The following is a 26,243-nucleotide window of genomic DNA, read 5'->3' as shown; positions in this document are numbered from 1 at the left end:
TAGTGATAATCATTTTCATTAAAATAGAAAAAATCAAATTTAATATGTATAAAACTATATTAAATAAATTAAATAAAAATATAAAATCAAACTATACAATAAATATTCATGAAATTTATGCAAAACTTGTCAAATTTGAACGTTTAAAAATATATGATACAGTAATCAATAATAATATATTTTTAATAAAACTAAAATATATTATTATATACACAAAACAAGCAATATAAAGGCATATGTAACTAAAAGTTATAATTCCAGATTCAACTATTCCCTAAATATACATTTAAAGACTAGTTGAATTCTATTTTTAGAGGTACCCTCTAATTCCTTTTATGTTAAATCTAATGTTTTTATATAATTAATCTTATAATAATTAATTCATTATATATTTTAAAATTAATTATATAAAATATTTAATGAATTAATTTTGACTTATTTGGATTTTACATAGAATCTCAAATTATTAAGATATCAAATAATTTATTATAAAATATCTCTAATCAAATAGCTACTTGATTTCACCGTTTCTATTGATAATATCTGTTAATATGATTCTAATGATATTTTACTTAATAATCTATCCATGGCTTATGTATATCAAACATCATCCCCACTATTTTTCATTAATAAAGCAGTTCAAATTACTTGAACTGCTTTATTTTATACTTCCATATGATTAACTCTTACTCCATTTAGTCTACTCAATTCATTTATCATATTATTTATTCTGTTTTTTTCTGCTCTTAAGTTCAATGTTATTAGACCTGTATTCACCTCTATAGGATCATGCATACCAAATCTATTTAAAATCATATCTCCATTTTGAGTTAATATTTCTTGTACTTTAGTAGCAGAATCTGTTCTTTGATCTATTCTTATAGCTGCAATACTTAAATTATCCATAATATTCCTCCAGTATTTAATATTGTACATTTTATTTTAGACTGTTTTATAATTTTTATACATGAAAATATATATTATTTTTTATAATATGAATTTACTCATCTTATGTTTTTAGATCCATGGCATGGTAGAATAATACAACTTAAATAAGGTTAATCTAAAATTAGTATTATTTATTATAGGAGGTTTTATTTATGAACATAGAAAATATAACTTGGAAAGAAATATTAATAAATAAAGGTTTTGACGAGTGTATAACAAAATCTTTTATAGGATTTATAGCTTGGAAACAAGATGAAATCTTTTCTAAACTCGGAGAAGAAATAAATGATGTATTGGCTGGATACGAAGGAAAAATAGTTGCTAAAGATGTTATATGTGATAAATATAAAAGTATAGGAATATTGTTTTTTAATAAAGATGTATCCCAGGATATTTCAGATAATATTTTTAATGCTATACAGTACTGTGAATATAATGAAGTTTATGATATAAAGGATATAGATAATATTTAATAGTAAAAACGCTATTCATAATATAAATGAACTAAATATCATACTCATGTATGTAAACTAGTTCATTTATATTATGAAATTTTACTATATAACAGCTATAGCTCTTACAGGAGCTCCATCAGCATTAAGTGTTTTTAAAGGTAAAACTGTCAATGTAAAAAAAGTATCTTCTATTTTCTCTAAATTAGTAAGATTCTCTATTATAATCAGATTATTTTTCATTAATGTTTTATGGACTTCAAATGAAGTAGATTTCATATCATCTATAGATATAGCATCTACACCTATCCCCTTTAAATTAAAATTAACCAACCAATTAGCTACATCTATATTTATAGATGGAAACTCTTCAAAATATTCTTTTTTACCCCAAAACTTACTCCATCCAGTTTTAATTATTACAAAATCAGATTTGGCTATTTTATCTTTATATGGCAGTATATCTTTTAACTTTATATGTTTTTTGTCCTTAAATTCTAAAATAATAGCTGTACCTATGAAGTTATTTACATCTAATTTATCTAATGTAACTCCATCTTTTAGCATATGTGCAGGAGCATCTATATGTGTACCTGTATGAGAATACATGGTCATTTTCATTTCACAAAAACCATCTTTTTCTATAGTGTTGGCCTTTTCCAAAACAGGTGTATCGGTACCTGGAAAAACAGGCATGTTTGGATAAATCAAATGAGTTAAATCTATAATATTCATAAAATCTTCCCCCCCTTTTCATTGCAATTAATCTGCTTAAATACATAAATATCCGTTTTTACATATTTTCTATATACATTATATGATTACACTTTTCTTTATTTTTTTGATTTTCTGGGCAAGAACAAAACTTTCTATTGATATCAACCGCATAAAAGCATCCTCGATCTACAACCTTGTATATACCATCCCCTAAATTAAATACGGTTATCGGGAGAACTTCTTTGTTTATTGTTTTATCGTCATTTATATCTTTTATAGCATTTTTTTGATTTATTCCTTCTTTTGATAATTTATCTGCCAGGGCATTTTCATTTCTAGGCACCCATTTTATATTTAAATCATCAAATTTATTCATAAGTTTAACAGCTTCATCTCTAAGAGGAATTAAATGTTCTTTTTTACACTTCCACTGTCCTATAACTTGTTTTATTATAAGATCAGAATCTCCATATATGTTTATCTCTTCTTTAATCAAACCTAATCCGATCAAATCCTTCATACATTCTATTAAAGCCTTATATTCAGCTGTATTATTAGTACCGTTTCCTCCATATAAGGATATTTCTTTTAAATAAACATTATGTTTTGTATCGTAAATAGCATATCCCAATCCAGTATCAGCCTCTTTGTTTCCATTGTTATTACAAGCACCATCAAAATTACATTTAATCAATAATAACACTTCCTTTTTATATAACTTATTTTAATGTTTATTATAGCATTAAATATAAATAAGTATAATAAAATTCTTATTTATATTACAGTTAAGTTAAATATTATCATCAAAATTTACATTTTATTAAATACTTTATTCGAAAAAAGATCAGATACTAATTTTGCTTGATACTCATTTGAATTATAGAGTAAAAAGTAACCTCTTTTCCCGTATTTTATATATTAAAATATAGATATAATTCGTGTTTTTATAAAATTTTCCCGAGGTTTTTAATTTTAGACCCTGCCAAATTGTTCGGAATTTGTATAACTCTTGTTTTTTACAACTTAAATTGATATCATATGAATATTATAATATTTATACGCAAGGAGTGTTTTAATTGCACAAGAATCTAAAAATACATAATAAATCAGATAAACCAGATAACATAGTTCTAAAGGAAAATTCAATAATTGAAAATTGTATTAATGTTGAAAAACAGTTACCTAAATATATGAAAGATTTTTTTGTATATCTTAAAAGTGCAGTTGTTTCATCAACTCGATTAGCTTATTTAGAAGACATTTTGTTTTTTTGCAAATATTTAGTAAACGAATCAGATTTAACAACATCAACTAGTTGCACAGATATAAGTATTGATGAATTTAACAATATTAAAGCAAGAGATATTAATTTATTTTTAGGAGATTATTGTTCAAGATACTATAAAAAAACAAATAAGAATACACAAGTATTTGAAAATAACAACAGATCATTAGCTAGAAAAAAATCTTCGTTATCTTCTTTGTTTAAATTCTTATATAGAAATGAACAAATAAATCAAAATATTACAGATGGTTTCAATCCTATAAAACTGCCAAAGCCACAACCAGATGCCATAAAAAGATTAGAAATTGATGAAGTTGCAAAAATGATAGATGCAGTTGAATCTGGTCAAGGCTTAACTGAAAAAGAAAAAATCTATTGGAAAAAAACAAAATTAAGAGATAAAGCCATCTTGATATTGTTCATTACATACGGTTTGAGACTTAGCGAACTTAGAGAACTTAATATTTCGTCATTCAACTTTACTAGAGGAGAATTTAAAATCTATAGAAAAAGAGGAAAAGAAGCTTTAATGCCCCTCAATAAAACTTGCGAATCAGTTGTTCTAGATTACATTAAAAGCGAAAGAACAAATTCTGATTATCTTGAAGTTCAATATAAAGATGCTCTTTTTTTATCTCTTCAAAATAAAAGGATGACATTAAAAGCAATAAGAGAATTGGTTATAAAGTATACATCAATAGCTATGGGTATACCTCGCGGTAGCGGATATAGTCCTCATAAATTAAGAGCCACATCTGCCACTTCTTTGATACAGTACGGATTTTCAATATATGATGTACAAAATTTATTAGACCATGATAATGTAACTACAACTCAACTTTATGCAGCTCATAAGAAAAATGTAAAAAGAGAAATTGTTAAAAACTTTGAATGGTTAGAAGATAAAAAAGAGTAGAAGCTAATATATTAGCTTCTACTCTTTTTCATAAACAGGAATTAGTAGTTGATCTCCAGGATGTATATTTACACTTTCTAAATTATTAACTTTTCTTATCATGTATATATAATCTCTTATATCCTCTTTTTCAGATATATTTTCTTTTGCTATATTCCAAAGAGTATCTCCTTGCGTTACATTAACAGTTTCATACTCTACTATATTCTTATATTTTTTAAAACCCGAAAATCCACTCAATAAACTTATTGTTAAAAATAATATTATTATGTAAACTAAATTCTTTTTCATAGACATTTCCCCCTCTTCATTTCCAGAACATTTGTTCTGATTAAAGTATAACAGAACAAATGTTCTAAGTCAATAAAAAAAGAACAAACGTTTGTCTTTCTTTTGATTTAATGTTATAATATAATTCATAAGACTATGATGGGAGGATATTAAAAATGTATTCAAATTTAACTGATAAACAAATAGAAATTTTAAACTTTTTAAAACTACAAATCAATAAAAAGGGCTATCCACCATCTGTTAGGGAAATATGTAGTGCAGTAAATTTGAAATCAACATCTACAGTCCACTCTCATCTAAGTAAGTTAGAAGAAAAAGGATATATTCGAAAAGATAAGACAAAACCTAGAGCTATAGAAATTCTCGATTCAAATGAGGAGGATATTTTTAGCAGAAAGAAAACGATCGATATTCCTTTAGTTGGAAACGTTACGGCAGGTTCTCCTATTTTAGCTATTGAAAACATAGAAGAATTGATTCCTCTACCATCTAGTTTAATAGATGCTAACAATACTTTTATGTTAAGAGTACAGGGTGATAGTATGATTAATGCCGGAATATTAGATGGAGATTATATTATAGTAAATAAACAAAATACTGCTAGAAATGGGGAAATAGTAGTTGTTCTAACAGAAGATAACGAATCTACAGTAAAAAGATTTTTTAAAGAAGAGAACAGAATTAGACTTCAGCCAGAGAATCCTTACATGGAACCTATGTATTTTAATAATGTTAAAATATTAGGTACTTTAAAAGGTGTGTTCAGAGTAGTAAAATAAAGTAGAGGCTTATAGTAAAAACTATAAGCCTCTACTTTATTTTACATAGTTTTATAAGCATTTGCCGTTTTCACTATCAAAAATTTAAAAGGCTAGATTTTCTAATGAAATCTAGCCTTAAATAACCATTATTCTTAATTCTTATTAAATTTAGTTCTTAACTAAAATAAATTTTTCTTATATGTTATATATAATTCTTTAAGTAATTTTATTTTTTCATTCATTTCTACTTGAAGAGTAGATACTAAATCATAATCTTGCTCATCTATTGAATCTCTTATTCTTGTAAATAAAGATTTTTCATCAGTTTTATCTTTCATTAGATAGCATCTTAATGTGTGTATTTTTTGCCAATTAACTATATCTAAATCTGTAACATCTTCAAAATGAGCTTTTTTACAAGATCTTACTATTTCCATATTTTCACTTATTATTCTATCTTTCAATTCTCTCAACCATTGATTTATAATAGATTGTCTAAATGAATCTATTGTTTGTTCCGTAAAAACATCATTATATGTTAATGCTTTTTTCTTATTTTCATGCAAAATGAAATTCTTAGCATTTTCCCAAACAGTCTTAGGAGGTGTTCCAAATAAATTATTTCGTTGTTCTTCTGTATAAAATTCAAAAACATCTTCTTCACTTCTGTATTCTCTATGTTTTTCTAAATATCCAGTTATTTCGCCCGATTTTTTAGAAAATTCAATTTCAAGTTCTTTAGATGTCTTTTTATTTTCTACTGCATACTTTATTCCATCAAGCATAACTTGATAAGATGCTGCTATTATTATATACGTATTTGACATAGGATTTGGAGCTCTCAATTCAAATCTTGTAGCTAATGGATTTTCCAAATCTCTTATCAAACCAACTAATATAGATCTATTTCTTGATGGATTATCTACACTTTTTCCAAGCGATGATACAATACAAATAGGAGCTTCGAATCCAGGTTTCAATCTATTTAAAGCATCATTTGAAGAAGTTACAAAAGGATTAAGCATTTCGTAGTTCTTTAAAATTCCCATTAGCGCACCAAATCCAATAGGACTTGCATATTCAGCATTCATATCAGATGGTGAAAATAAATTCACTATCTTTCCATTGCTTAGCTTTGCAGCTACACCCAAATGTGTATGTTCTCCACTTCCGGCTACACCTTCTATTGGTTTTGCAGCAAATGTAACTTCTAGTCCATAATGTTTAAATACATCATTTACTAAATTTCTAATTATAAGTTCATTATCCGCTGCTTGAATAGCATCGCTATATTTCCAATCTATTTCAAGCTGTTCCATAACATGATTAGATTTTCCTCTTGAGTTAATAACTGAAGTTATTCCTCCCACTTCTTTATGTCCCATTTCGGGATTTACACCGTATTTTTCCATTAAATATATACTTTTTTCTAATGCTGTTCTAACTGTACCTTGAGTTCTCTTCCAATATTGTTCTTTTAGATTTTGTGATGTAGAAAGCTTTTCTTCATCAGCTTTATCTTCAGGTGTGTTGACCCAAAATTCAAGTTCTGTAGCTGACGTTAGTACTATTTCTTTTATTTCATCACAATCTTCAATTCCAACAGAATTTAACACAGCAGTATTTTTACAAAGCAGTCCCAAAATCTCTTTCTTAAAATTATCTATAGATTTTTTTAGTATAGATCTTGAGCATACTCTATTTCCGTTATGTACTAAAAACGAAGGTATTCTCAAAGTACCGACAGGAAGATGTGTTTCATCATTTGAATTCTGGAAATTGTAATCAACAAACCAATCCACATCTTTATCTGGAATTATTTCTACTTTAGCATCATTTAAAGTTGCTATATTATCAAGAACAACACTTGAACCATCTGTTTGAATTCCAGTTTGAATGAACGTATCTATATCTTCTAAAAAAACACTACTCGGTATTTTTTCATCAGTATCATTACCTCTTAAATCTATACCAACTAATGATACAAATTCTATCTCTGGATGGTTATTTAAAATTTCCTTGACATCTTCTACTGAATGCTTATCTTTCGGTATAAAATATATAAGTTTGCTTAAAGTATCCTTTTTTAACTCCTTCAACATTAATAATACCCTCCCTTATAAATATCTTTCTGCAATTAATAGCAAAATGGATTCAATTAACCTACATAAAAATATAATTCGGTAATAAAGTACGTCTTCTCACGTATTAAAATTATATTTACATATATATTGTTAACAAAGCCTTTTTATTAATATTGAAATTATATTACACATCGCCTCCTTTGTAAAGTAAATAATTTAATAAATTTTTAAAAAATATTAATGTTGTTAATATTTTTACTTTTGGCTTTAAATTCATAATATATTATAATTAAATTATCATTTATTTGTTCGTATTATGAAGTAAAACTTTATAAATTCGTTATCAACTAAAAATAGGTGTTATCAACATTTAGTCGATAACACCCATTTTATAAAACTATGCTAAGCGCTAGTTTTTCTTTTTTCTTTCTCTTTATTTTCAAAGTCTATTAAACTTGCCTTTGTAACTTTTAATAAGTAAACAAGAGCAATTATATTTGGAATAACCATAAGTCCATTAACAGTATCTGCTAATTGCCAAACAACAGGTACTTCTAGTAAAGTTCCAAGAACCAATACTGTTACTATAAATAATTTATAAAACTTAACTCCTTTTATACCAGCTAAATACTTAACATTTAATTCACCATAGAAGTACCATCCTATTATAGTTGAGAATGCAAAGAAAAATAAAGAAATTGCGATGAATATCCCTCCAAAACTTCCAAGACCATTTACAAAAGCTTGCTGAGTTAATTCAATTCCAGTAGTACTACCATCTAAAGCTCCAGTTGTAAGTATAACTAAAGCTGTTAAAGTTAATATTACGAATGTATCTATAAAAACTCCTACTATAGATACTAAACCTTGTTCTACAGGATGATTAACTTTTGCAACAGCATGTGCATGTGGAGATGACCCCATACCTGCTTCGTTTGAAAACAATCCTCTAGCAACTCCGTATCTCATAGCTTCTTTCATACCAACACCTATTAATCCTCCAGTAGCTGCTTTTGGATTAAATGCTCCTAAGAAAATCATTTTAAATGCAGGTATTATATTTGCTGCATTTATTCCTATTATTATTAAACTACCTATTATAAATAATAAAGCCATTATTGGAACCAGTTTTTCTGTAACAGATGCTATACGTCCTATTCCTCCAGAAATAACCAAGAAAGTTATTCCAGCAATTACAACACCCACAACTATCCCCGGTACGTTGAATGCCATTTTAAAAGCTCCAGCTATTGAATTAGATTGAATCATACCTCCAGTCAAACCAGCTGATAATATCATTGCTATTGCAAAAAATGATGCTAAGAATTTACTATTAAGCCCTTTATCTATATAGTATGCTGGTCCTCCACATATTTGACCATCTACTTTAGTTTTATATTTTTGAGAAATAACTGCCTCGCTAAAACTCGTTCCAAACCCAAAGAATGCACTTACCCACATCCAAAATATAGCTCCAGGACCTCCTGCTGCAATAGCTGTTGCAGCTCCTGCTAAATTACCTGTTCCAACTTGTCCTGCTATTGCTGTTGCTAAAGCTTGGAAAGAGGACATCCCATCATCATCCGCCTTATTCCCTTTTAGTGATATGCCTCCAAAAGTATGCTTGAAAGCTTTTTTAAACATTCTTATTTGGACAAACTTAAATGAAAATGTAAACAATATACTTGCTCCGCACAATACAAATACCAATAATTTACCCCATAAAATGTCATTAATACCTTTTATTAATGCTAATAAATCCATTTTGACTCCTCCTTAAAATTTTGATAAATAATCTTTATGTAAAAATAATTATTTATGTATTAATTTGACAGAAAATAGTGTTTTCCTTTTATTTTTTTTATATTTAGCAAAGTTCCGCAATTGCAAAGATTAGGAAAATTCTAAAAATAAAACCATAAAAATGCCAACCCCTATATAGAGGTTGGCATTTTTATGGTTTTATTTTTTATCATTTCAGTTAAAGCTTTTAGCGATCCGAATTTAGAATGAGTGTAAGTTAGTCCGCCTTGGAAATATACATTATAAGGTGGTTTTATAGGAGCATCTGCACTAAGTTCTATAGATGAACCTTGAACAAAAGCCCCTGCTGCCATTATTACATCACTGTCATAACCAGGCATAGGCCATGGCTCAGGACTTACAAAAGAATCCACCGGAGCTGCATATTGAATGCCTTTACAAAATGATATTATTTGATCTGCGTTATTAAATTTAATTATTTGTATTATATCACTTCGAACATCATCAGGCTTAGGCAAAACTTCAAAACCTAATTCTTCAAATAATTTAGAACAAAATATAGCACCCATCAAAGCTTGACCTACAGTATGTGGCGCTAAAAATAAACCTTGTAAAACACTTCTAGTAGTTCCAAAAGTTAATCCACACTCTTTTCCTATTCCAGGAGATGTGAGTCTATATGATATTAATTCCACTATTTCTTTCTTACCAACTATGTAGCCTCCTGTTAAAGCCAATCCTCCACCTGGATTTTTTATTAAAGATCCAGCCATTATATCAGCACCAACATCAGTAGGTTCTCTCATTTCTAAAAATTCACCATAACAATTATCTACCATTACAATTATATCTTCTCTTACAGACTTAACTGTTTTTATTATTTTTTCTATATCATCTATAGTAAGAGATTTTCTCCAACTATAACCTTTCGATCTTTGTATTAAAACAAGTTTAGTTTTATCGTTTATTTTTTCTTTTATATTAATGTAGTCTGGTTCTCCATCATCTAAAAAATCTACTTGCTTGTAAGTTACACCAAATTCCTTTAAAGATCCTTTTGAATTTCTAATCCCTATAACTTCCTCTAATGTATCATACGGTTTTCCTGTTGCTGATAATATTTCATCGCCAGGTCTTACTATTCCACTTATACAAAGCGATAACGCGTGAGTTCCATTAACTATTATAGGTCTGACTATAGCATCTTCTGTATTAAAGACAGAAGAGTAAATTTCTTCTACTTTTTCTCTTCCTATATCATTATATCCATACCCTGTAGTCCAATTAAAATGAGTATCATTTAGTTTGGATTTTTGCATAGCTTTCAATACCTTATATTGATTATATTCACTTATGTCATTTATCTCTTTGAATTTATGCTGTATTTTTTCTTCTATATTTTCGCTTAATTTTACGACAGATTTATCTATATCATAAAAATCAAACAGCATATCTTTAGTTTGTTTAAGCACTATATACCACCCGTTTCTTAAGTTATTTATAACAGTAGAATTTTATCACAAAGAAATAACATATTCAATTTTTTCGCAAAATAAGATATAATAATACATATAACTTCGCATAAGATATGTTATGCGAAGTTATATGTATTATTAAGGGGGGTTATGATGAAATACACGACAGATGACTTAATCAGCAGTTTAAAACTCAGACGACAATTGTTTCCTATAGGTAGTTATCCAATGGAGTTTAAAGAAGCTTTCGAAGTGTTTATAGATGCATTAATTTCAGCTCAAAAATCCATAAATACTATACAAGCTTATTATTTCGATTTAAAGACGTTTTTTGAGTTTTTAATGCTAAACTATGAGGACATAGAATATCTTTCCGATATACGCCCTCTAGCGCTTACCCGTTTTTATACATATTTACAAACCGAAAGAAAAAATTCATACAAATCTATAGTCAGAAAAAAAATGGTACTGAACGTATTTTTTAAATATTTAATAGAACAAGGAGTAATATTAGAACGTCAAAATCCAATCAAAAAAGAAGAGGTTATAAAAAGTAAAGTTTCAAACAAAAAATCTCCACCTGTTTTTTTAGAGACATATGAAATAAAAAAAATATTCGATTTTATAAAAAACTCACGCTCTAATAAGTTTTATAAACTAAGAAATCTAAGTATAATATCACTAATGCTTTATAGTGGACTGAGAGTATCTGAAATTATAAGTATAGACTTAAAAGACATAGAATATGCACTTAACCATGAAATTTTATCTATTGTAGGAAAAGGAAGCAAAGAAAGAAAAATTCCAGTTTTAAAAGATGAAATTTTAAAAGGAAGTTTAAACTCACTATATCAATATTACATAGAAAGATTAAAACTAGATATTGATACAGATGCACTATTTGTATCAACAAAAAAAACCAGACTTACAGCAAGAGCTGTTCAAATGCTTATGAAAAAATATTCAACGAATATTGATTTAAATAAAACTGTAACACCCCATAAACTAAGACATACTTTTGCTACTCATTTAATAAAGAATGGAGCCGATATAAGGAAAGTACAAGAACTACTTGGACATTCATCTATATCAACTACTCAAATATACACTCATATACAAATAGATGATTTAAAAGATACTTTAAAAGAATATAAACTCGATTTAAATTCTTTAATATAATAAAAAACACATCCTATGATAACCTAGGATGTGTTTTTTATTATATTATTTCTTAATATTATTATTAGAGTTGATTAAATTTATATTAGTATTAGGTATTATCGTAGATACCGCATGCTTATAAATCATTTGTTGTTTACCCTCATTTTCTAAAATTATTATATAGCTATCAAATCCCTTTACTCTACCCTTTAACTGAACTCCATTCATTAAAAATATTGTTATAGCTATTTTTTCTTTTCTAGCTTGATTTAAAAATAAATCCTGTAAATTCAATGTGTTGTTTTTCAAAGCTACCCCTCCTAATTATGTATATTTTATTAATATTCTATAAATTTCTTAATTTTCCTTCTATATAAGATAAAATTAATAATTTGGCTTCATCTTGACTCGAAAAATCGTCTAAATCTACCCATTCTGCAAAATCATACCTTTTAAACCATGTTATTTGCCTTTTTGCATATCTTCTACTGTCTCTTTTTATCAACTCAATAGCATATTCTATAGAATACTCTTCTTGTATAGCTTTAATTACTTCTTTATATCCTATAGCCTGCATAGAAGTCATTTTTTCATCATAGCCCATTTTTAAAAGCTTGTTTACTTCAGTTAAAAGACCTTGATTTATCATAATGTCAACTCTTTTATTTATTCTTTCATAAAGGTATTTTCTATCTCTATTCAACACTATAAGAATAGGATAGTAGTTTTCATTAAACTTCACATCATTTTTAAAGTCACCTATTTTTTCATCCCCCTGCAAGCAAACTTCAATAGCTCTAATAACTCTTTTCACATTATTGGGGTGTATTCTTTTTGCACTTTTTTCATCAAGTTTTTTTAATTTATTATGAAGGTATTCAACTCCATATTCATCCACTTCTTTTTGAAGTTCATCTCTAAGTTTTGTATCTCCTTTAGATTTAGTAAAATCCATTTCATAAATTAAAGAATTTATATAAAGACCAGTTCCCCCTGCTATTATAGGAATTTTTCCACTTTCATATATTTCTTGAATATATTTTTTAGCTCTTTTTTGAAAATCAACTACAGAAAACTCAACATCAGGTTCAACTTCATCTATTAAATAATGTTTTACTCCACACATCTCTTCTTGTGTTATTTTAGCAGTACCTATATCCATATATTTATATATTTGCATAGAATCAGCAGAGATTATTTCTCCATTAAGTTCTTTTGCTAAATTTATAGATAAATCCGTTTTTCCAACAGCAGTAGGTCCCGCTATAAATACTACAGGTATTCTCCCCATATCTTAATCACCTTTCTAATATCAAATAATTCGCTTAAACATTTTCTCAATTTCTTTTTTTGTCATCTCTACTATAACAGGTCTGCCGTGAGGACAAGTATATGAATTATTGCATCTCTTTAACTTTTCTATAAGAGTATTTATTTCTATATTTTCAATTCTATCATTCGCTTTAATAGCACTTTTACAAGCCATAGATGCTATTTGTTCCTTTTTAAAATCATAATTATTAGACAACTTGTCTATATTATCTATTATATCCAATATAAAATTTTCAGACTCAGGTAACCCAAATACATTAGGAACAGATCTAACTATAATAGAATTATCTCCAAATAATTCAACTTCAAAACCAAATTTTATAAATATATCTAATTTATCTTCTATAATAAGCATATCTTTATTAGATAACTCCATAGTCATTGGTTTTAATAGCATTTGACTGGATATGTTTTGAGTTTTGAATTTAGTTATATATTCTTCATATACAATTCTTTCATGAGCAGCATGCTGGTCAATTAAAAATATAGATTCTTTAGCTTGGCATATGATATACGTATTGAATATAGTTCCTACTATATTTAAGTCCTTCAGTTTTTCATCTGGATATTCATAAGATATTTCTTCGTTAGATTCTTTAACTTCTTCTACATCAAATTTTATAGTCTCTTTAGGATTAGGTTTAATAAAATCATTATTTTCTTTTTTGATTAATCCTTCACTATGATTAACTTCATCTGAATTAGTTTTAAAATTAATAGTATCCTCTTTAACGACACTATCATTACTAATATCTACTTTTCCTAAACTATCATCTACATTCTTTATATATAACTTATCTAAGACACTATCTATGTTTTTATTATTTTTATTTTTCATAATAGTGCCAATGATTTTTTCTTCAACATTGTCTATTTTAATTTGAGTTTCATTTTGCCCAATTTTTTGGGGATCTATTTTCTCTTTATCAAAATCAATTATCAAATCATCTATAGATATAACATTTTCTTCTTTTTTAATTTCTTTATTATTTACAACATACTTAGGTATCAGATTTGTACCGAGCAAAAGTTCATTAATCTTAATTTTTATCAAGTTAAATATTCTTTGATCATCTTCAAATTTAATTTCTAATTTATTAGGATGTACATTTACATCTATCTTTTGCGCATCTATTGATAGATTCAAAAAACATATAGAATGCTTATTTATAGGAAGTATTCCCTTATAAGCTTCATAAATAGCTGCTAATATAAGTTTACTTTTTACATAACGACCATTTATATATATATGCTGTAGAGTTTTGTTATTTCTATATATAGTGTTATTACCTATATATCCTACCAATTTTAAAAAATCAGTCTCAATATTTATACTTTTCAAATTATCAGAAATTTTCTTTCCATAAATAGATCTAACTGTGTTTTTAAGGTTACTATCCCCAGGACTAGTTAACATAATTCTATTATTGTTGATATATTTAAATTGAATATCAGGATTTCCTATGCAAAGCTTATTTATCATATCAGTTATATTTATATTTTCACTAGTCGATGATTTTAAGAATTTTTTTCTAGCTGGAGTATTAAAGAACAAGTCCTTAACTATAATAGTAGTTCCTATAGAAGTTCCTATAGGTTCATTACTTTTTACAACTCCACCTTCTATACATACTTTCACTCCTATTGTATCTTCTGAAGTTCTAGTTATGAGTTCAACCCTTGCAATTGACGCAATACTAGCTAAAGCTTCTCCTCTAAACCCAAGTGAGTCAAGTTCATAAAGATCATCTATCTGAGATATTTTACTCGTAGCATGTCTTAAAAATGATTTCTCAACCTGGCTCTTAGGTATGCCATGGCCATTATCTGTAATTCTTATTAAATCTTTACCACCATTTGATATTTCTATTGTTATCTTAGATGATTTTGCATCGATAGAATTTTCAACTAATTCCTTAACTACAGAAGAAGGTCTTTCAACAACCTCTCCCGCAGCTATCTTATTTATTGTATATTCATCTAAAAGATTTATTTCTTTAATCAATTTACATCATCTCCGATTAATTTAGCCTTATTTTGAAGATTATATAAAGCATTCATAGCATCAATAGGTGTCATACCAACTATATTTAAAGATAATATCTCTTTTAATATAGTCTCTTTTTCTAAAATTCCAAAACTAATTTGTTCATTTGAAGCATCTTTTTTATTATCAATACTATATTCTTCATTAGTTACAGCACTTTCTTTAACTTTCATAGAGAAGTCTTCTTTTTTTTCTTCGCAGCCTTCTAGTTGCTCTAATATTTCATTTGCTCTTTTTATAACAGCTTCAGGTAACTCAGCAAGTTTTGCAACATGTATTCCATAACTTTGATCTGCCCCACCTTTTATAATCTTTCTTAAGAAGATTATATCTTCACCTTGTTCTTTTACAGCAACACAATAGTTTTTAATCCCAAATAGCTTTTCTTCTAGTTCTGTTAATTCATGGTAGTGAGTAGCAAATAATGTTTTACATCCTATTTTTTCATTGATGTACTCCACAATAGACCAAGCTAAACTAAGTCCATCAAATGTACTAGTTCCCCTGCCTATTTCGTCAAGTATCACCAAACTATTTTTGGTAGCATTCTTTAAAATATGAGATACTTCAGTCATTTCTACCATAAAGGTACTCTGTCCTTGAGATAAATCATCACTTGCTCCAACTCTTGTGAATATTCTATCTACAATAGGTATATCCGCTCTTTGTGCAGGTACAAAAGATCCTATATGTGCTAACAACGCTATTAAAGATACCTGCCTCATATATGTCGACTTTCCAGCCATATTAGGTCCTGTAATTATACCAATTTTACTATCTGAAGTATTAAGCTCAGTGTCATTTGGAACAAAGTTTTCTTCTCCTATTATGTTTTCAACAACAGGATGTCTTCCATTTACTATACAAAGTTTATCCTTATCAGTTATATTAGGCTTACAGTAATTATTTTGATAAGCAACCTTACCTAATGAATTTATAACATCTATAAATGCTATTGTTTTAGCAACTTGTTGAATTCTATTTATATTTTCATACAGTCTGCTTCTAACTTGTATAAATATACTATATTCAAGATCTTTTATTTTTTCTTTTGCATTCAAAATTTGCTCTTCAATTGTTTTTAATTCTTCAGTTATAAATCTTTCCGCATTGCTTAGTGTCTGTTTTCTTATATAGTAATTAGGTGTTTCGAATTGCTTTAAATTAGCTTTAGTTATTTCTATATAATATCCAAACACTTTATTAAAACCTATTTTTAAAGATTTTATTCCTGTTTTACTTCTTTCTTTATCTTCTATTTCACTTATAACAGCTGCTCCATTTTTAGTTAAATCTCTTAGTCTATTTATATCTTCATCATAACTTGATTTTATTATATTACCATCTTTTAAAGTTAATGATGGTTCTTCAATTATAGATTCATCTATCAATTTATAAATATCAATCAAATCATCTATATCATTTACTAATTTTTTCATATGTTTAGTATTAGATTCTCGTAGTAACTCTTTTATACCTGGTATCTTCTTAATTGATTCTTTAAGATTTATAAGTTCTTTAGGATTTATTTTTTCAAAAGCTAGTTTCCCACACAATCTTTCTATATCATATATGTTTTTCAATTCCTCATTAAGGTCTTCTCTCAAAGAAAAATCATCTTTTATCTCTTCTATTAAATCAAGTCTTTCTTGTATTTTTTCCTTATTAATAAGAGGTTGCTCAATCCATTTTCTTAAAAGCCTCCCTCCCATAGCAGTATTAGTTCTATCTAATACATGAAGTAAAGATCCTTTTTTTTGTTTGCTTCTTAGTGTTCGTGTAAGTTCTAAATTTAGTCGTGTGAACATATCAATAGACATAAAATCATTAGAATTATAAATTGAAATAGTACTTATATTAGAAGATATTTGTTTTTGTGTTGAAAAAATATAATTCAAAAGACCAATCAAACTGAATTTCATATGAATATTCTCATTTAAATTAAGTGTATTTATATAGTCTTTAGAAAAATACTTTTCTAAAATATTATCATCATCATTGTAATACATAGATGAGTCATTATTTAAATAAGAATTGTTAAGCGTGCATATTGTTTGTAACTGCTCACTTTCTACGTTAAAATATATTACTTCTTTAGGTTGAACTTTAGCAATTTCTTCAATCAAATTAGATTCCTCTATTCTAGTTGCATAAAAATCGCCAGTGGTTATATCAACATAAGATATACCTATTGTATTATCTTCCTTATATACAGACAATAAATAGTTATTCTTTTTATTATCTAGTAAATTTTCTTCCATTACAGTTCCAGGACTTACAACCCTTACAACATCTCTTTTTACTAACCCTTTAGAAACAGATGGATCTTCTACTTGTTCACATATAGCTACTTTATATCCATTTTCAATTAATTTTGATATATAAGAACTAGATGAATGAAAAGGCACTCCACACATAGGAGCTCTTTCTTCAAGACCACAATTTTTCCCAGTCAAAGCTATTTCTAGTACTCTAGATGCAACTATTGCATCCTCAAAAAACATTTCATAAAAATCTCCAAGTCTAAAGAAAAGTATACTATCTTTATAATTTTCTTTTATTTGAAAATATTGTTTCATCATAGGTGTTAATTTATTCAAATATTCTCCCTCCAATCATTAGAAGAAAAGCACTCATAATTTGAGTGCTATTCTTTGATAAGTATTCCATTTAATGAAAATCTTCTAACTTCAGCTATTTTTAAATTAACCAATTGTCCTATAAGTTCATCAGGACCTTCAAAGTTAACAAGCTTATTGTGTCTAGTTCTACCAGAAAGTTTTGAACTGTCATTCTTACTCTTTCCTTCAACTAAAACTTCTACAACCTCATCCTTATACTTCATATTTTTCTTTTTAGCTATATTATTAACTTCTTCCAATAATCTATCAAAACGTTCATGCTTTACATCATTAGGGATTTGATTTTCCATAGATGCCGCTGGAGTTCCTCTTCTAATAGAATATATAAATGTAAATGCAGAATCATATTCTACTTTTTTAACTATATCAAGTGTATCTAAGAAATCCTCTTCTGTTTCCCCAGGAAAACCAATCATTATATCTGTAGATAAAGTAACTCCTGGTATCTCTGCTTTTATTTTTTTTACCAAAGCCAAATAATCTTCTTTAGTATATTTTCTATTCATTTCTTTTAAAACTTTAGTACTACCAGACTGTATAGGTAAATGTAAATACTCACATACCTTATCACACTCTTTCATAGCATATATTAAATCATCAGATAAATCTTTAGGGTGAGATGTCATAAACCTTATTCTTTCTATTCCATCTATCTTGTTAAGCTCTCTTAAAAGATTTGAAAAAGAAAATGGAGTTTCAAATGTATTTCCATACGAATTTACATTTTGACCTAACAGTGTTATTTCTTTAGTTCCATTTTGCGCAAGATCCTTAACTTCTTCTATTATATCTTCTGGATTTCTACTTCTTTCTCTACCTCTAGTATACGGTACTATACAGTAAGTACAGAAATTGTTGCATCCATATGCTATATTAACAAATGCTTTTAATTCATATTTTCTATTGCTTTTTAATCCTTCAACAACTTCTCCATCTACATCCCAAACATCTACAAGTATTTGATCACTTTCTAATGATTCAGAAAAAAGTTGTGCAAATTTATATAAATTATGTGTTCCAAATACTAAATTTACGTGCTTAAACTTCTTCTTTATTTCTTCAACCACATGTGGTTGCTGCATCATACAACCACAAACAGCAATCACAAGATTAGGATTTTTTTCTTTTAAAACCTTTAAATGACCTAAATTTCCATATACCTTAAGCTCTGCATTTTCTCTAACTGCACAAGTATTGTATATTATAAGATCGGCGTCTTCAGTTTTATCTGTCTTATCGTATCCCATTTCATTTAACATAGCATCTAGCTTTTCAGAATCATGCTCATTCATTTGACAACCGTATGTTTGAGTAAAATAGAATTTTCTCTTTCCAGTCATTTCAAAATATCTATCGTTTTGTTCTCTAATAATTTCTATATATTTATCCTGTTCTCTTATCTTTTCTATAGGAACATGCACTTGTTTTCTTTTACCCAAAATAATTCCTCCTAAATTTTATCAATTTTCCTTCTGTTTTTCTATTTTTAGATTCAAAACTTATTATATCAAAAGTATACATAAAATAAAATGATAATAAATTATTTTCATATATTATATAGGCTTAGGAAGTTTTGATATAAATTTACTATATTGATTACCATAGTTAATAACATTGAGTGAATGATAAGGTTTTAAACTTAATCCTTCTTGGATTGTAAATGGTAAAATCTCTTGTTCTAGCATCTTTAAATTTTCTTTTTCCACTCCGGCTAATAACATATATGATACTCCTCCACTCTTTACTGCCTCTAGTAAGCTTCTAAATTGTTTTAAATAATGCACTGTAAAGAATGTTCCTAATCTATGTCTTCTAAATTCATTTATATATTCTTTAATAAAAGATGAACAAGTAGGTATTTGATGTACTTCATCTATTATCAAATGAGCTAATCTAACATCGAGATTCTGCTTTCTTAATTGAACAGCCAACCATATTCTCGATAAAAAATAAGTTGCTAGTGTGTCTCTGATCTTAACATCAGGAAATTTCCTTTGAGGTATCTTGATAAGTATCGATTTACCTTCTTCTATAAATCTAATAAAGTCTATATTTTCATCTATAGGAGCTTTAAGCATAGCTTTTAAATAAATATTTTTATTTATCATAGTGATTCTATTTATAATTCCGATTATGAGATTTTCTTTAGTTCCTGTTATTTTTCCTTCTGAATCTCTTTGATGTAATTCATCTAGATCGTAAAATATATCATCGTCTGCATCAAAACAATTACTGTATCTTGCTAATCTTATGTACTCATTTCTGATTTGCCACCTTCTAAGAACTTGAAATACATCGTTTATAGTTTTCCCTGGATGTATAAAGACTACCATAGCAGCTGCATAAAGATATCTAAGCATTGGAGCTGTTAGTTCTCCAGTAGCTTTATCTGTAACTGAATTTATAAGGTATTCAATTTGAGAACTTAACAGGTTAGCAACTTCGAGCCTTTCCCATGAATTAGAGTGTTCATTTAACATCTTGGTAGCTTCAGTATAAGCCATGGCAAATATATTGTCTCTATCACTCATATCTATTGTAATCCTTTCATTTTCAGGTATATGTTTTTCAATTTCAGATGCAAGTTCATTATTTTGTATATAATCTATTACGATAACAGAGTCTCCTGCTTTGTGATTTTCTACTGCATATCGTACTGTTTTAGTAGTTTTACCTGCATTTTGAGGACCTACAAGTATTTTAGGAAGTGCTTTAATGTTTTTATTAGTTGGCCATCTTGCATGAATAACCCTACCATTTTTAGTTGCTGTTCCTAGCGAGACCCTACCATTTTGAAGTTCGTTTGGTATGTCTATTTCTCTATTATCAATATTGTTTATTCTATAAACATCTTGATATGCTTTAGTAGGCATTTGCATTATCTGAGCTATTTCTTTACTGCAAAGTATGTTTCTGTAGTTAGATTGATTTACTAGCTTAAAAGAATTATCTCCTTCCATAGAATTAAAGGATCTCTCCATATTTCTGAATAAAAGATCTGATCTACATGAGTTAATTGTAATAATGAAGCTTGCATTATAAGCATTATATTTACTTTTCTCTTGAGTGCTACTACTAAGTCCATTTCTAAGAAGTTTTGCATATTTATTATTAGCAATAGTTTCTCTTTCGGCTTTCTCATCCACTATTAAACTACTAGCAAAGTCTATAGCACTATAAACTGTATCTACAGCAATTTCGGCTACTTTTACTCCTATATCATATATTGAAAAAACGTTTTTAGAAGCTACTTTTCCTTTTTTGAAGTTTTTAATATGCTCTTCTATTTCTCTATGCCATGTAGGACTAATAGGCTTGAATTCTAGTCTTATTAGTATTTGTTCATTATCTTTTAGTATATTTTGGCTTTCTAGGATATTAGATAAAGGGAATTCTCCTCTTAGATCTGTCTTCAATGAAAGGAAATAATGTTCAGTTAGTTCAAGTTCTTTAGTTTCTCCTAAAACAAGGGTAGGCTTTTGTATAGGTTTGAATGTAGCATTTTTCCAACATATATTCAATTCTGTTTCAATATTTGCGGCGATTCTATCATCATAATCAAGAAAAAAAGAAATATTCTCCTTGGTTATTAGAATCTCATATGAAGTTATATATTGCTCATCCATTACAACGTATTCTTTATTTACACTAAATCTATTTATTAAGTTTCTATAAAAATGAGTATTTTCTATAAATCCAACTACTCTAGTGTTATCTATTTTTATATCTGGAATAATCTGTACTTTCATATAATCACCTTCTTAATGTCCTGCTAGCATATTTGCAAGTTGAATAATAATCCATCCATACACAGCATCTTTAGCAACTTTCTTAGCTCCAAATTCATTACCAGTTAAAAATAAGATTCCTGATATACATAAAAAAGCTATTAAGCTTTCCCAACTTATTTCAGCTATTTCATTTACTATGTCTCGTAAAATTGGCATTATTTTTTCACTTATTCCAGTCAATCCAGTATCCATAGCAATTTTAACTATCTTCATTTAAAATTCCCCCTTCTATTAATTTAAAACGATATTTGTAAGTTTTATAATTATATATAAGTAGCCTCCAAGCTTACATGCTCTTTTACCACCTTTAGAACTACCTATAAGATATAAGATTCCACCTATAGCAATACAAGTAACCAATCCATCCCAACTCATTTGATTCAACTCATTTATTGTGATTTTAAAATTATTAGATACTTGATTAGTTACAGGTGAAGCTATGAAAACACCTAACTTTAGAAATTTACCACCTATCCAAGTGATTCCCTTTCCTATCCAACCTTTAATCATTTAAAAAACCTACCTTTGAAGATAAATTTATATATTCCTCTTACAATATAACAAACTCCGAGGGTAAAAATTCCAACATCTAGTATCACTAAAAAATCTTGCAAAGTATAACACTCTCCTTTTTAGTTAATCCTAATACTATGAAAATTAAATGAAAGGAAGTGCTGTCATGTTAGTTGATGTAGGTATAGGATTATTTTTAATAAGTGTGTCTGGAATAATAGCAAAGTTAATAACGTAAATTTTTATACAAATTTTAATTGTACTAGCATTTTTTCGATGCTCCTCACATATGCTATAGCAAAGCGTTGCTAATAGCTTCTTAGACTTACTAAACCCTTTTCGAAAAGGGTTTTTCATTTTGCGTGAAACCTTTGCAATTACTCAATATCAAAAATTTCTTCTATCGATCCTTTAAATATTTCTAAATCTCCATTATCCAGTTCGTCATTTTCAATTTTTAGATTTTTAAAGTTATTTCTTATATATTCTTCTATGACTTCTTTAAGGTTTGGATCTAATTCATTCTTCTTTTCTATATCGTTTTTTATTAAATCTCGGATATATTTAGATACATTTTCTTTAGTTTCTAAGTGCTTTAATATTTTTTCGCTTGCAATGCTTACTGGAATTATTTTTCTTTTAGGCATTGAATCTCACCTTACCTATTTGTTCATAAGCTAGAGCATTAATATATTGACTATCTGGCAAGAGTTCTATATTCGGAATGTAATCTTTTATATTTTGGTATAAACCCTTTCCTCCTCCACCAATAAGAAGTACATGATCCATAGTCTTAATAGGAAAATCAAGCTTTATATCTGTAATAAAACTGTCTATATGAGCACTTGTCACTTCATTTAAAAAGTCTGCATTTTGCTGCTGGCCATAAATCTTAACTCCTTCTTTTAATATCCTTTCTCCATCTAACACCGAATGGTTTAAATCAAACTTAGAATTAACATCTGATACCATCTTGCTATATAATTTCAGCATTCCTTTCTCATAAGTACGATATTTAATTAGCTTCATTTTTTCAAAATAACACACATCTACCGTAAGTCCTCCTATGTCTATTACTAAAACCTTTGAGTTCTTATATTTATTGGGGCTCATAAAAATAGGTCCTGCACCTTGTAAGAAAACATCCGCTTTATTAATCTTAATAATTTTATTTTCCCCATTCACTTTCATTTTAAAAATACTTTCATCTAAGAGCATTTGTTTTAATGATTTTTTCTGATTTTTATAGTGTCCTGGAGGAAGACCAGTTATAATGTCTACTTCTCCAAATTTTTGTTTTGATGATAAAGCTATAGATGTTAAGATACATATCTTAGTCTTTTCATCATTCACTTTGTTTGTGTCTATAGAGTAATTGCTTTCTTGCTCTCCCACTACATAAGAAACTCCATTAATTTCTACAGTTATAGTTTCATTAATATCTAAGTCTTCCCCTGTTCTAACTCTCGAAGGGAAAATAATCCCTTTTGAACTTTTTGTATAAGTATAACCGTGATCTATTCCTATTAACATCTAAAATCCCCCTTTATTACAAATTAATAATCTGTATTACAGACCTGAAATAATTTTTAATAATTTGTATTACATAGTACACTATATGTCTTTTAAGTGGATAAGATGCGTGTCCAAGTATAAAAAATAATAAAAAAAATTACCTATGCGGTTTTTATTCGCATAAGTAAAATACATCTTCAACTTTCTTATTTAATTTACTAGCAATTTTTAAAGCAATTTCTAACGATGGAACAACTCCTTCTGTTTCATATCTATTATATTGCCTATAATTAACACCTAATAATTTTGCAAACTCTTTTTGATTATCTATCATATATTCTCTCATTCTTATAGACTTAAGATTATTTTTAACACTTATACTTCTCACCTCTATTCTATCTCTTGTATATACTATGTATTAATCTTTAATTTTGCAAATCCTTCACAAAAATTGCGACAAAAAATAAAAAATAGGGTAGATGGAATTAACCACCTACCCTATTTTTGCAACTTCTTTATAAATCCTACTATATATTAACTTTTACTTTCTCATATCCCAAAATGAATAGCCCCTTCTATTAGGATTAGGACGTACATCTACATGAACAAACGTATTATATAACCCTATGCCCTTAAACTCTTTCCCAATCATATTATGAGTTTTCATAATATGATATATATCTTCTGTACTCATACCTTTAACGTGAAAATCTATAGCATTACCAACCAAGTGCTGGCTCTTAGGACTACCACCACATCTTTTGTTATAACTTACAGTCCTATATCCACTGTTAATAATTATAGGCTTTTTTATTATCTCTCTTAACTTTTCAAGTCCTTCAAGAGCTTTACTGTTAATTATGTATTCTGAACTTCCATCATGACAAACTATTTCTCCAACTCTAAAATGCTCTGTTATAGGTTTATCTTTATATTTACTCTGTCCTTTATATATCATATTATTCACCCTCGCTTTCTCTACTCTTATCTACTTTTTTACTTCCAAGAACTCCTAGAAATGCTCCGATTATAAGGTCTGTATTACTGTTATCCTTCAAATAAAAAGCCCCTGCAAACAGGTATATAACAAGTGTTGCAAGGACTATTAACTCTATGTACTCATTTATATTTTTCATAGTTGCCTCCTATAATAATCTTTGAACTGCATAAAAAAAGAAGCCTACAAAGCTTCCCCCTAATAATCCCATAAACCATTTGATAGTTTTAGTTAAGTCTTCTATTTGCTTACATAAATTTTGAATTTGAACTTTATACTCTCGTCCATTTTCTCTTAAATTTTCTATCTCGTCTGTATGTTTATCTAGTGTTTTTGTATGTAATTCTAATGTTTCTGTAATTTGTTTATGCTTTTCTAAACATAATTCGTTATCCATATCTCCACCTACCTTTAATTTCTTATTTCTCTTTTGATTTTATCTAAAATCGTTGGAATTTTATTTCCAAAATTAACGTCTATATCTAATCCGTTTTCTGAATAAGTCTTTTTAATTTCTGTAATCCTGGAGTCAATTGTTATTCCCCAATCTTTATTTTGTAAAGTAACAATGTCCCCCAAGTCCCAGTCCTTTTTATATTTAAAAGGTCCAGTGTTTAGAATCTCACCTTCAAAGGTTTTGACTTTCTGATACTCATGCAGTTTCTGAAGTCCTCTTTCCTGGAGTCCTGTGTTTATGTCTCTAGCATCTATAAATATTTCTTTTCTTTTTAATCCAGTAGAATTTCCTACAGTTTCAATTTGTCTTTGAGCTCCTTCGCCTTGCCCTCCGATATAAGCAACATTTTTATGATCCAGGCTAGATTCAACATAATTTTGACTTTTGATGTTTGCAAAATCAATGCTGAAAAGTACAGGGTCATTGACCTGTTGTTTTTGAGTTAAGTTTTTACCTTCTAAAATATCAAATACAAACTGTTTATTTATGAAATCAAGCTTCATGCATAAACCTAAATTTGTATATAAAGATATTTTTTTAAGTTCTTCAGCTAGATTCTTATGACTACTTTTCCAGGTTATATTAATTCCTCTTCTTCTATTTTCAGCCAACACAAAATTATCAATTTTTCGAAGTGGATCTGTAGGAACTACAATGTTTTTTTCAATATAATGTTTTAAAACAGTCTCTGCATCTGCAGTTATTTCATCATAGTCCTGATCTGTTGGTGGAATGATAACTCTATTTCTTAAAATACCTTTTAGAGTATATCCTTTTATCAACCAATCCTCTGAAGCTTTTCCTGATTCATCAACTGATATTTCTCTATGCTCAATTATTCCTGCATCTTCTTCATTTAAAAAGACGATGTTACCTTCTTGAAGGTGCTCAACATATTTTTTATGTCTATTAATTCTTAATTCAAACTTTCCACAAGAATTAAATTTTTCATGAATAAAGAAGTATTCATGATTAATCTCCCCTAATAAATTAAACTCTGGATCTATTATTCTTAATATAAGGTTTTGGTTCAATATATCACCTCCTTTCTTGCAATAAAAAAGAACCCTTCATTGTGGTCCTAACGTAATTAAT

At 27.9% G+C, this 26,243-nt stretch carries 26 protein-coding genes; 4 read left to right on the top strand and 22 right to left on the bottom strand.

All coding sequences use genetic code 11. The features are described from left to right. Nucleotides 1-663: 663 nt before the first annotated feature. Nucleotides 664-906: a hypothetical protein gene (locus tag P4S50_RS08185; protein WP_277734310.1), complete on the bottom strand. Its 243-nt coding sequence runs from the start codon at nt 904-906 to the stop codon at nt 664-666. 194 nt (nt 907-1,100) lie between these two features. Here P4S50_RS08185 and P4S50_RS08180 point away from each other — a divergent pair, with 194 nt between their 5' ends. Beyond that, entirely contained in the window at nt 1,101-1,421 is a 321-nt protein-coding gene (locus P4S50_RS08180) for a hypothetical protein (RefSeq protein WP_277734309.1), read from the top strand. An 84-nt stretch (nt 1,422-1,505) separates the two neighbouring features. Here P4S50_RS08180 and P4S50_RS08175 read toward each other — a convergent pair whose 3' ends face one another. Next, a complete protein-coding gene (locus P4S50_RS08175) occupies nt 1,506-2,135 on the bottom strand; it encodes a cyclase family protein (RefSeq protein ID WP_277734308.1) in 630 nt (209 codons plus the stop codon). Between the two features lie 58 nt (nt 2,136-2,193). Beyond that, entirely contained in the window at nt 2,194-2,811 is a 618-nt protein-coding gene (locus tag P4S50_RS08170) for a ribonuclease HI family protein (protein ID WP_277734306.1), read from the bottom strand. 382 nt (nt 2,812-3,193) lie between these two features. Between P4S50_RS08170 and P4S50_RS08165 the strand changes: the two genes are divergently transcribed. Beyond that, a complete protein-coding gene (locus P4S50_RS08165; protein WP_277734303.1) occupies nt 3,194-4,318 on the top strand; it encodes a tyrosine-type recombinase/integrase in 1,125 nt (374 codons plus the stop codon). Between the two features lie 18 nt (nt 4,319-4,336). Here the strand turns inward: P4S50_RS08165 and yneA are convergent, their stop codons facing one another. Further along, nucleotides 4,337-4,609 carry a cell division suppressor protein YneA gene (yneA, locus tag P4S50_RS08160; RefSeq protein WP_277734302.1) on the bottom strand — a complete coding sequence of 91 codons (273 nt, stop codon included), beginning with the start codon at nt 4,607-4,609 and terminating at the stop codon, nt 4,337-4,339. A 155-nt stretch (nt 4,610-4,764) separates the two neighbouring features. Here yneA and lexA point away from each other — a divergent pair, with 155 nt between their 5' ends. After that, nucleotides 4,765-5,388 carry a transcriptional repressor LexA gene (gene lexA, locus P4S50_RS08155; protein WP_277734301.1) on the top strand — a complete coding sequence of 208 codons (624 nt, stop codon included), beginning with the start codon at nt 4,765-4,767 and terminating at the stop codon, nt 5,386-5,388. Between the two features lie 161 nt (nt 5,389-5,549). Here lexA and P4S50_RS08150 read toward each other — a convergent pair whose 3' ends face one another. The 3 genes from P4S50_RS08150 to P4S50_RS08140 form a co-directional block, all read right to left on the bottom strand. Further along, complete coding sequence (locus tag P4S50_RS08150) at nt 5,550-7,472, bottom strand: type I glutamate--ammonia ligase (RefSeq protein ID WP_277734300.1); 1,923 nt, start codon at nt 7,470-7,472, stop codon at nt 5,550-5,552. Nucleotides 7,473-7,856: 384 nt separating this feature from the next. Beyond that, on the bottom strand, nt 7,857-9,218 hold the full coding sequence (locus P4S50_RS08145; protein WP_277734299.1) for an alanine/glycine:cation symporter family protein: 1,362 nt from the start codon (nt 9,216-9,218) through the stop codon (nt 7,857-7,859). A 170-nt stretch (nt 9,219-9,388) separates the two neighbouring features. After that, a complete protein-coding gene (locus tag P4S50_RS08140; RefSeq protein ID WP_277734298.1) occupies nt 9,389-10,690 on the bottom strand; it encodes a methionine gamma-lyase family protein in 1,302 nt (433 codons plus the stop codon). A 156-nt stretch (nt 10,691-10,846) separates the two neighbouring features. On the opposite strand from P4S50_RS08140, the gene P4S50_RS08135 reads away from it, so the two are divergent. Continuing rightward, the gene (locus P4S50_RS08135) at nt 10,847-11,872 is read left to right on the top strand and encodes a tyrosine-type recombinase/integrase (protein ID WP_277734297.1); all 1,026 of its coding nucleotides are present in this window, start codon (nt 10,847-10,849) and stop codon (nt 11,870-11,872) included. A gap of 45 nt (nt 11,873-11,917) precedes the next feature. Here the strand turns inward: P4S50_RS08135 and hfq are convergent, their stop codons facing one another. The 15 genes from hfq to P4S50_RS08060 form a co-directional block, all read right to left on the bottom strand. Further along, entirely contained in the window at nt 11,918-12,163 is a 246-nt protein-coding gene (hfq, locus tag P4S50_RS08130) for an RNA chaperone Hfq (RefSeq protein WP_277734296.1), read from the bottom strand. 37 nt (nt 12,164-12,200) lie between these two features. After that, nucleotides 12,201-13,145 (bottom strand): tRNA (adenosine(37)-N6)-dimethylallyltransferase MiaA, encoded by a 945-nt coding sequence (gene miaA, locus P4S50_RS08125; protein ID WP_277734295.1) that lies wholly within the window; start codon nt 13,143-13,145, stop codon nt 12,201-12,203. Nucleotides 13,146-13,166: 21 nt separating this feature from the next. Next, on the bottom strand, nt 13,167-15,191 hold the full coding sequence (mutL, locus tag P4S50_RS08120) for a DNA mismatch repair endonuclease MutL (RefSeq protein WP_277734294.1): 2,025 nt from the start codon (nt 15,189-15,191) through the stop codon (nt 13,167-13,169). Next, nucleotides 15,188-17,815: a DNA mismatch repair protein MutS gene (gene mutS / locus P4S50_RS08115; RefSeq protein ID WP_416390157.1), complete on the bottom strand. Its 2,628-nt coding sequence runs from the start codon at nt 17,813-17,815 to the stop codon at nt 15,188-15,190. The genes mutL and mutS overlap by 4 nt, the downstream gene beginning before the upstream one ends. A 65-nt stretch (nt 17,816-17,880) precedes the next feature. After that, nucleotides 17,881-19,314, bottom strand: a complete 1,434-nt coding sequence (gene miaB, locus P4S50_RS08110) for a tRNA (N6-isopentenyl adenosine(37)-C2)-methylthiotransferase MiaB (protein WP_277734292.1) — start codon at nt 19,312-19,314, stop codon at nt 17,881-17,883. 114 nt (nt 19,315-19,428) lie between these two features. Further along, on the bottom strand, nt 19,429-21,624 hold the full coding sequence (locus P4S50_RS08105) for a hypothetical protein (protein WP_277734291.1): 2,196 nt from the start codon (nt 21,622-21,624) through the stop codon (nt 19,429-19,431). 12 nt (nt 21,625-21,636) lie between these two features. Then, nucleotides 21,637-21,879, bottom strand: a complete 243-nt coding sequence (locus P4S50_RS08100; RefSeq protein ID WP_277734290.1) for a hypothetical protein — start codon at nt 21,877-21,879, stop codon at nt 21,637-21,639. Nucleotides 21,880-21,897: 18 nt separating this feature from the next. Beyond that, on the bottom strand, nt 21,898-22,176 hold the full coding sequence (locus P4S50_RS08095; RefSeq protein WP_277734289.1) for a hypothetical protein: 279 nt from the start codon (nt 22,174-22,176) through the stop codon (nt 21,898-21,900). Between the two features lie 380 nt (nt 22,177-22,556). Further along, nucleotides 22,557-22,826, bottom strand: a complete 270-nt coding sequence (locus P4S50_RS08090) for a PDDEXK family nuclease (protein WP_277734288.1) — start codon at nt 22,824-22,826, stop codon at nt 22,557-22,559. After that, the gene (locus tag P4S50_RS08085; RefSeq protein WP_277734286.1) at nt 22,819-23,712 is read right to left on the bottom strand and encodes a ParM/StbA family protein; all 894 of its coding nucleotides are present in this window, start codon (nt 23,710-23,712) and stop codon (nt 22,819-22,821) included. The genes P4S50_RS08090 and P4S50_RS08085 overlap by 8 nt, the downstream gene beginning before the upstream one ends. Before the next feature lie 154 nt (nt 23,713-23,866). Continuing rightward, on the bottom strand, nt 23,867-24,082 hold the full coding sequence (locus P4S50_RS08080) for a helix-turn-helix transcriptional regulator (RefSeq protein WP_319023202.1): 216 nt from the start codon (nt 24,080-24,082) through the stop codon (nt 23,867-23,869). Between the two features lie 153 nt (nt 24,083-24,235). Further along, nucleotides 24,236-24,652 (bottom strand): YcbK family protein, encoded by a 417-nt coding sequence (locus P4S50_RS08075; protein ID WP_277734284.1) that lies wholly within the window; start codon nt 24,650-24,652, stop codon nt 24,236-24,238. 1 nt (nt 24,653) lies between these two features. After that, nucleotides 24,654-24,830, bottom strand: a complete 177-nt coding sequence (locus P4S50_RS08070) for a hypothetical protein (RefSeq protein WP_277734282.1) — start codon at nt 24,828-24,830, stop codon at nt 24,654-24,656. 9 nt (nt 24,831-24,839) lie between these two features. After that, nucleotides 24,840-25,088, bottom strand: coding sequence for a hemolysin XhlA family protein (locus P4S50_RS08065; protein ID WP_277734281.1), 249 nt, complete (start codon nt 25,086-25,088; stop codon nt 24,840-24,842). 14 nt (nt 25,089-25,102) lie between these two features. Next, nucleotides 25,103-26,182, bottom strand: a complete 1,080-nt coding sequence (locus P4S50_RS08060; RefSeq protein WP_277734280.1) for a siphovirus ReqiPepy6 Gp37-like family protein — start codon at nt 26,180-26,182, stop codon at nt 25,103-25,105. Nucleotides 26,183-26,243 lie beyond the last annotated feature (61 nt).

Source organism: Tepidibacter hydrothermalis (genome assembly GCF_029542625.1).
Lineage (GTDB): Bacteria > Bacillota > Clostridia > Peptostreptococcales > Peptostreptococcaceae > Tepidibacter_A > Tepidibacter_A hydrothermalis.
The sequence above is the reverse complement of the archived record's forward strand: the minus strand, read 5'-3'. Positions and strand labels throughout refer to the sequence as shown.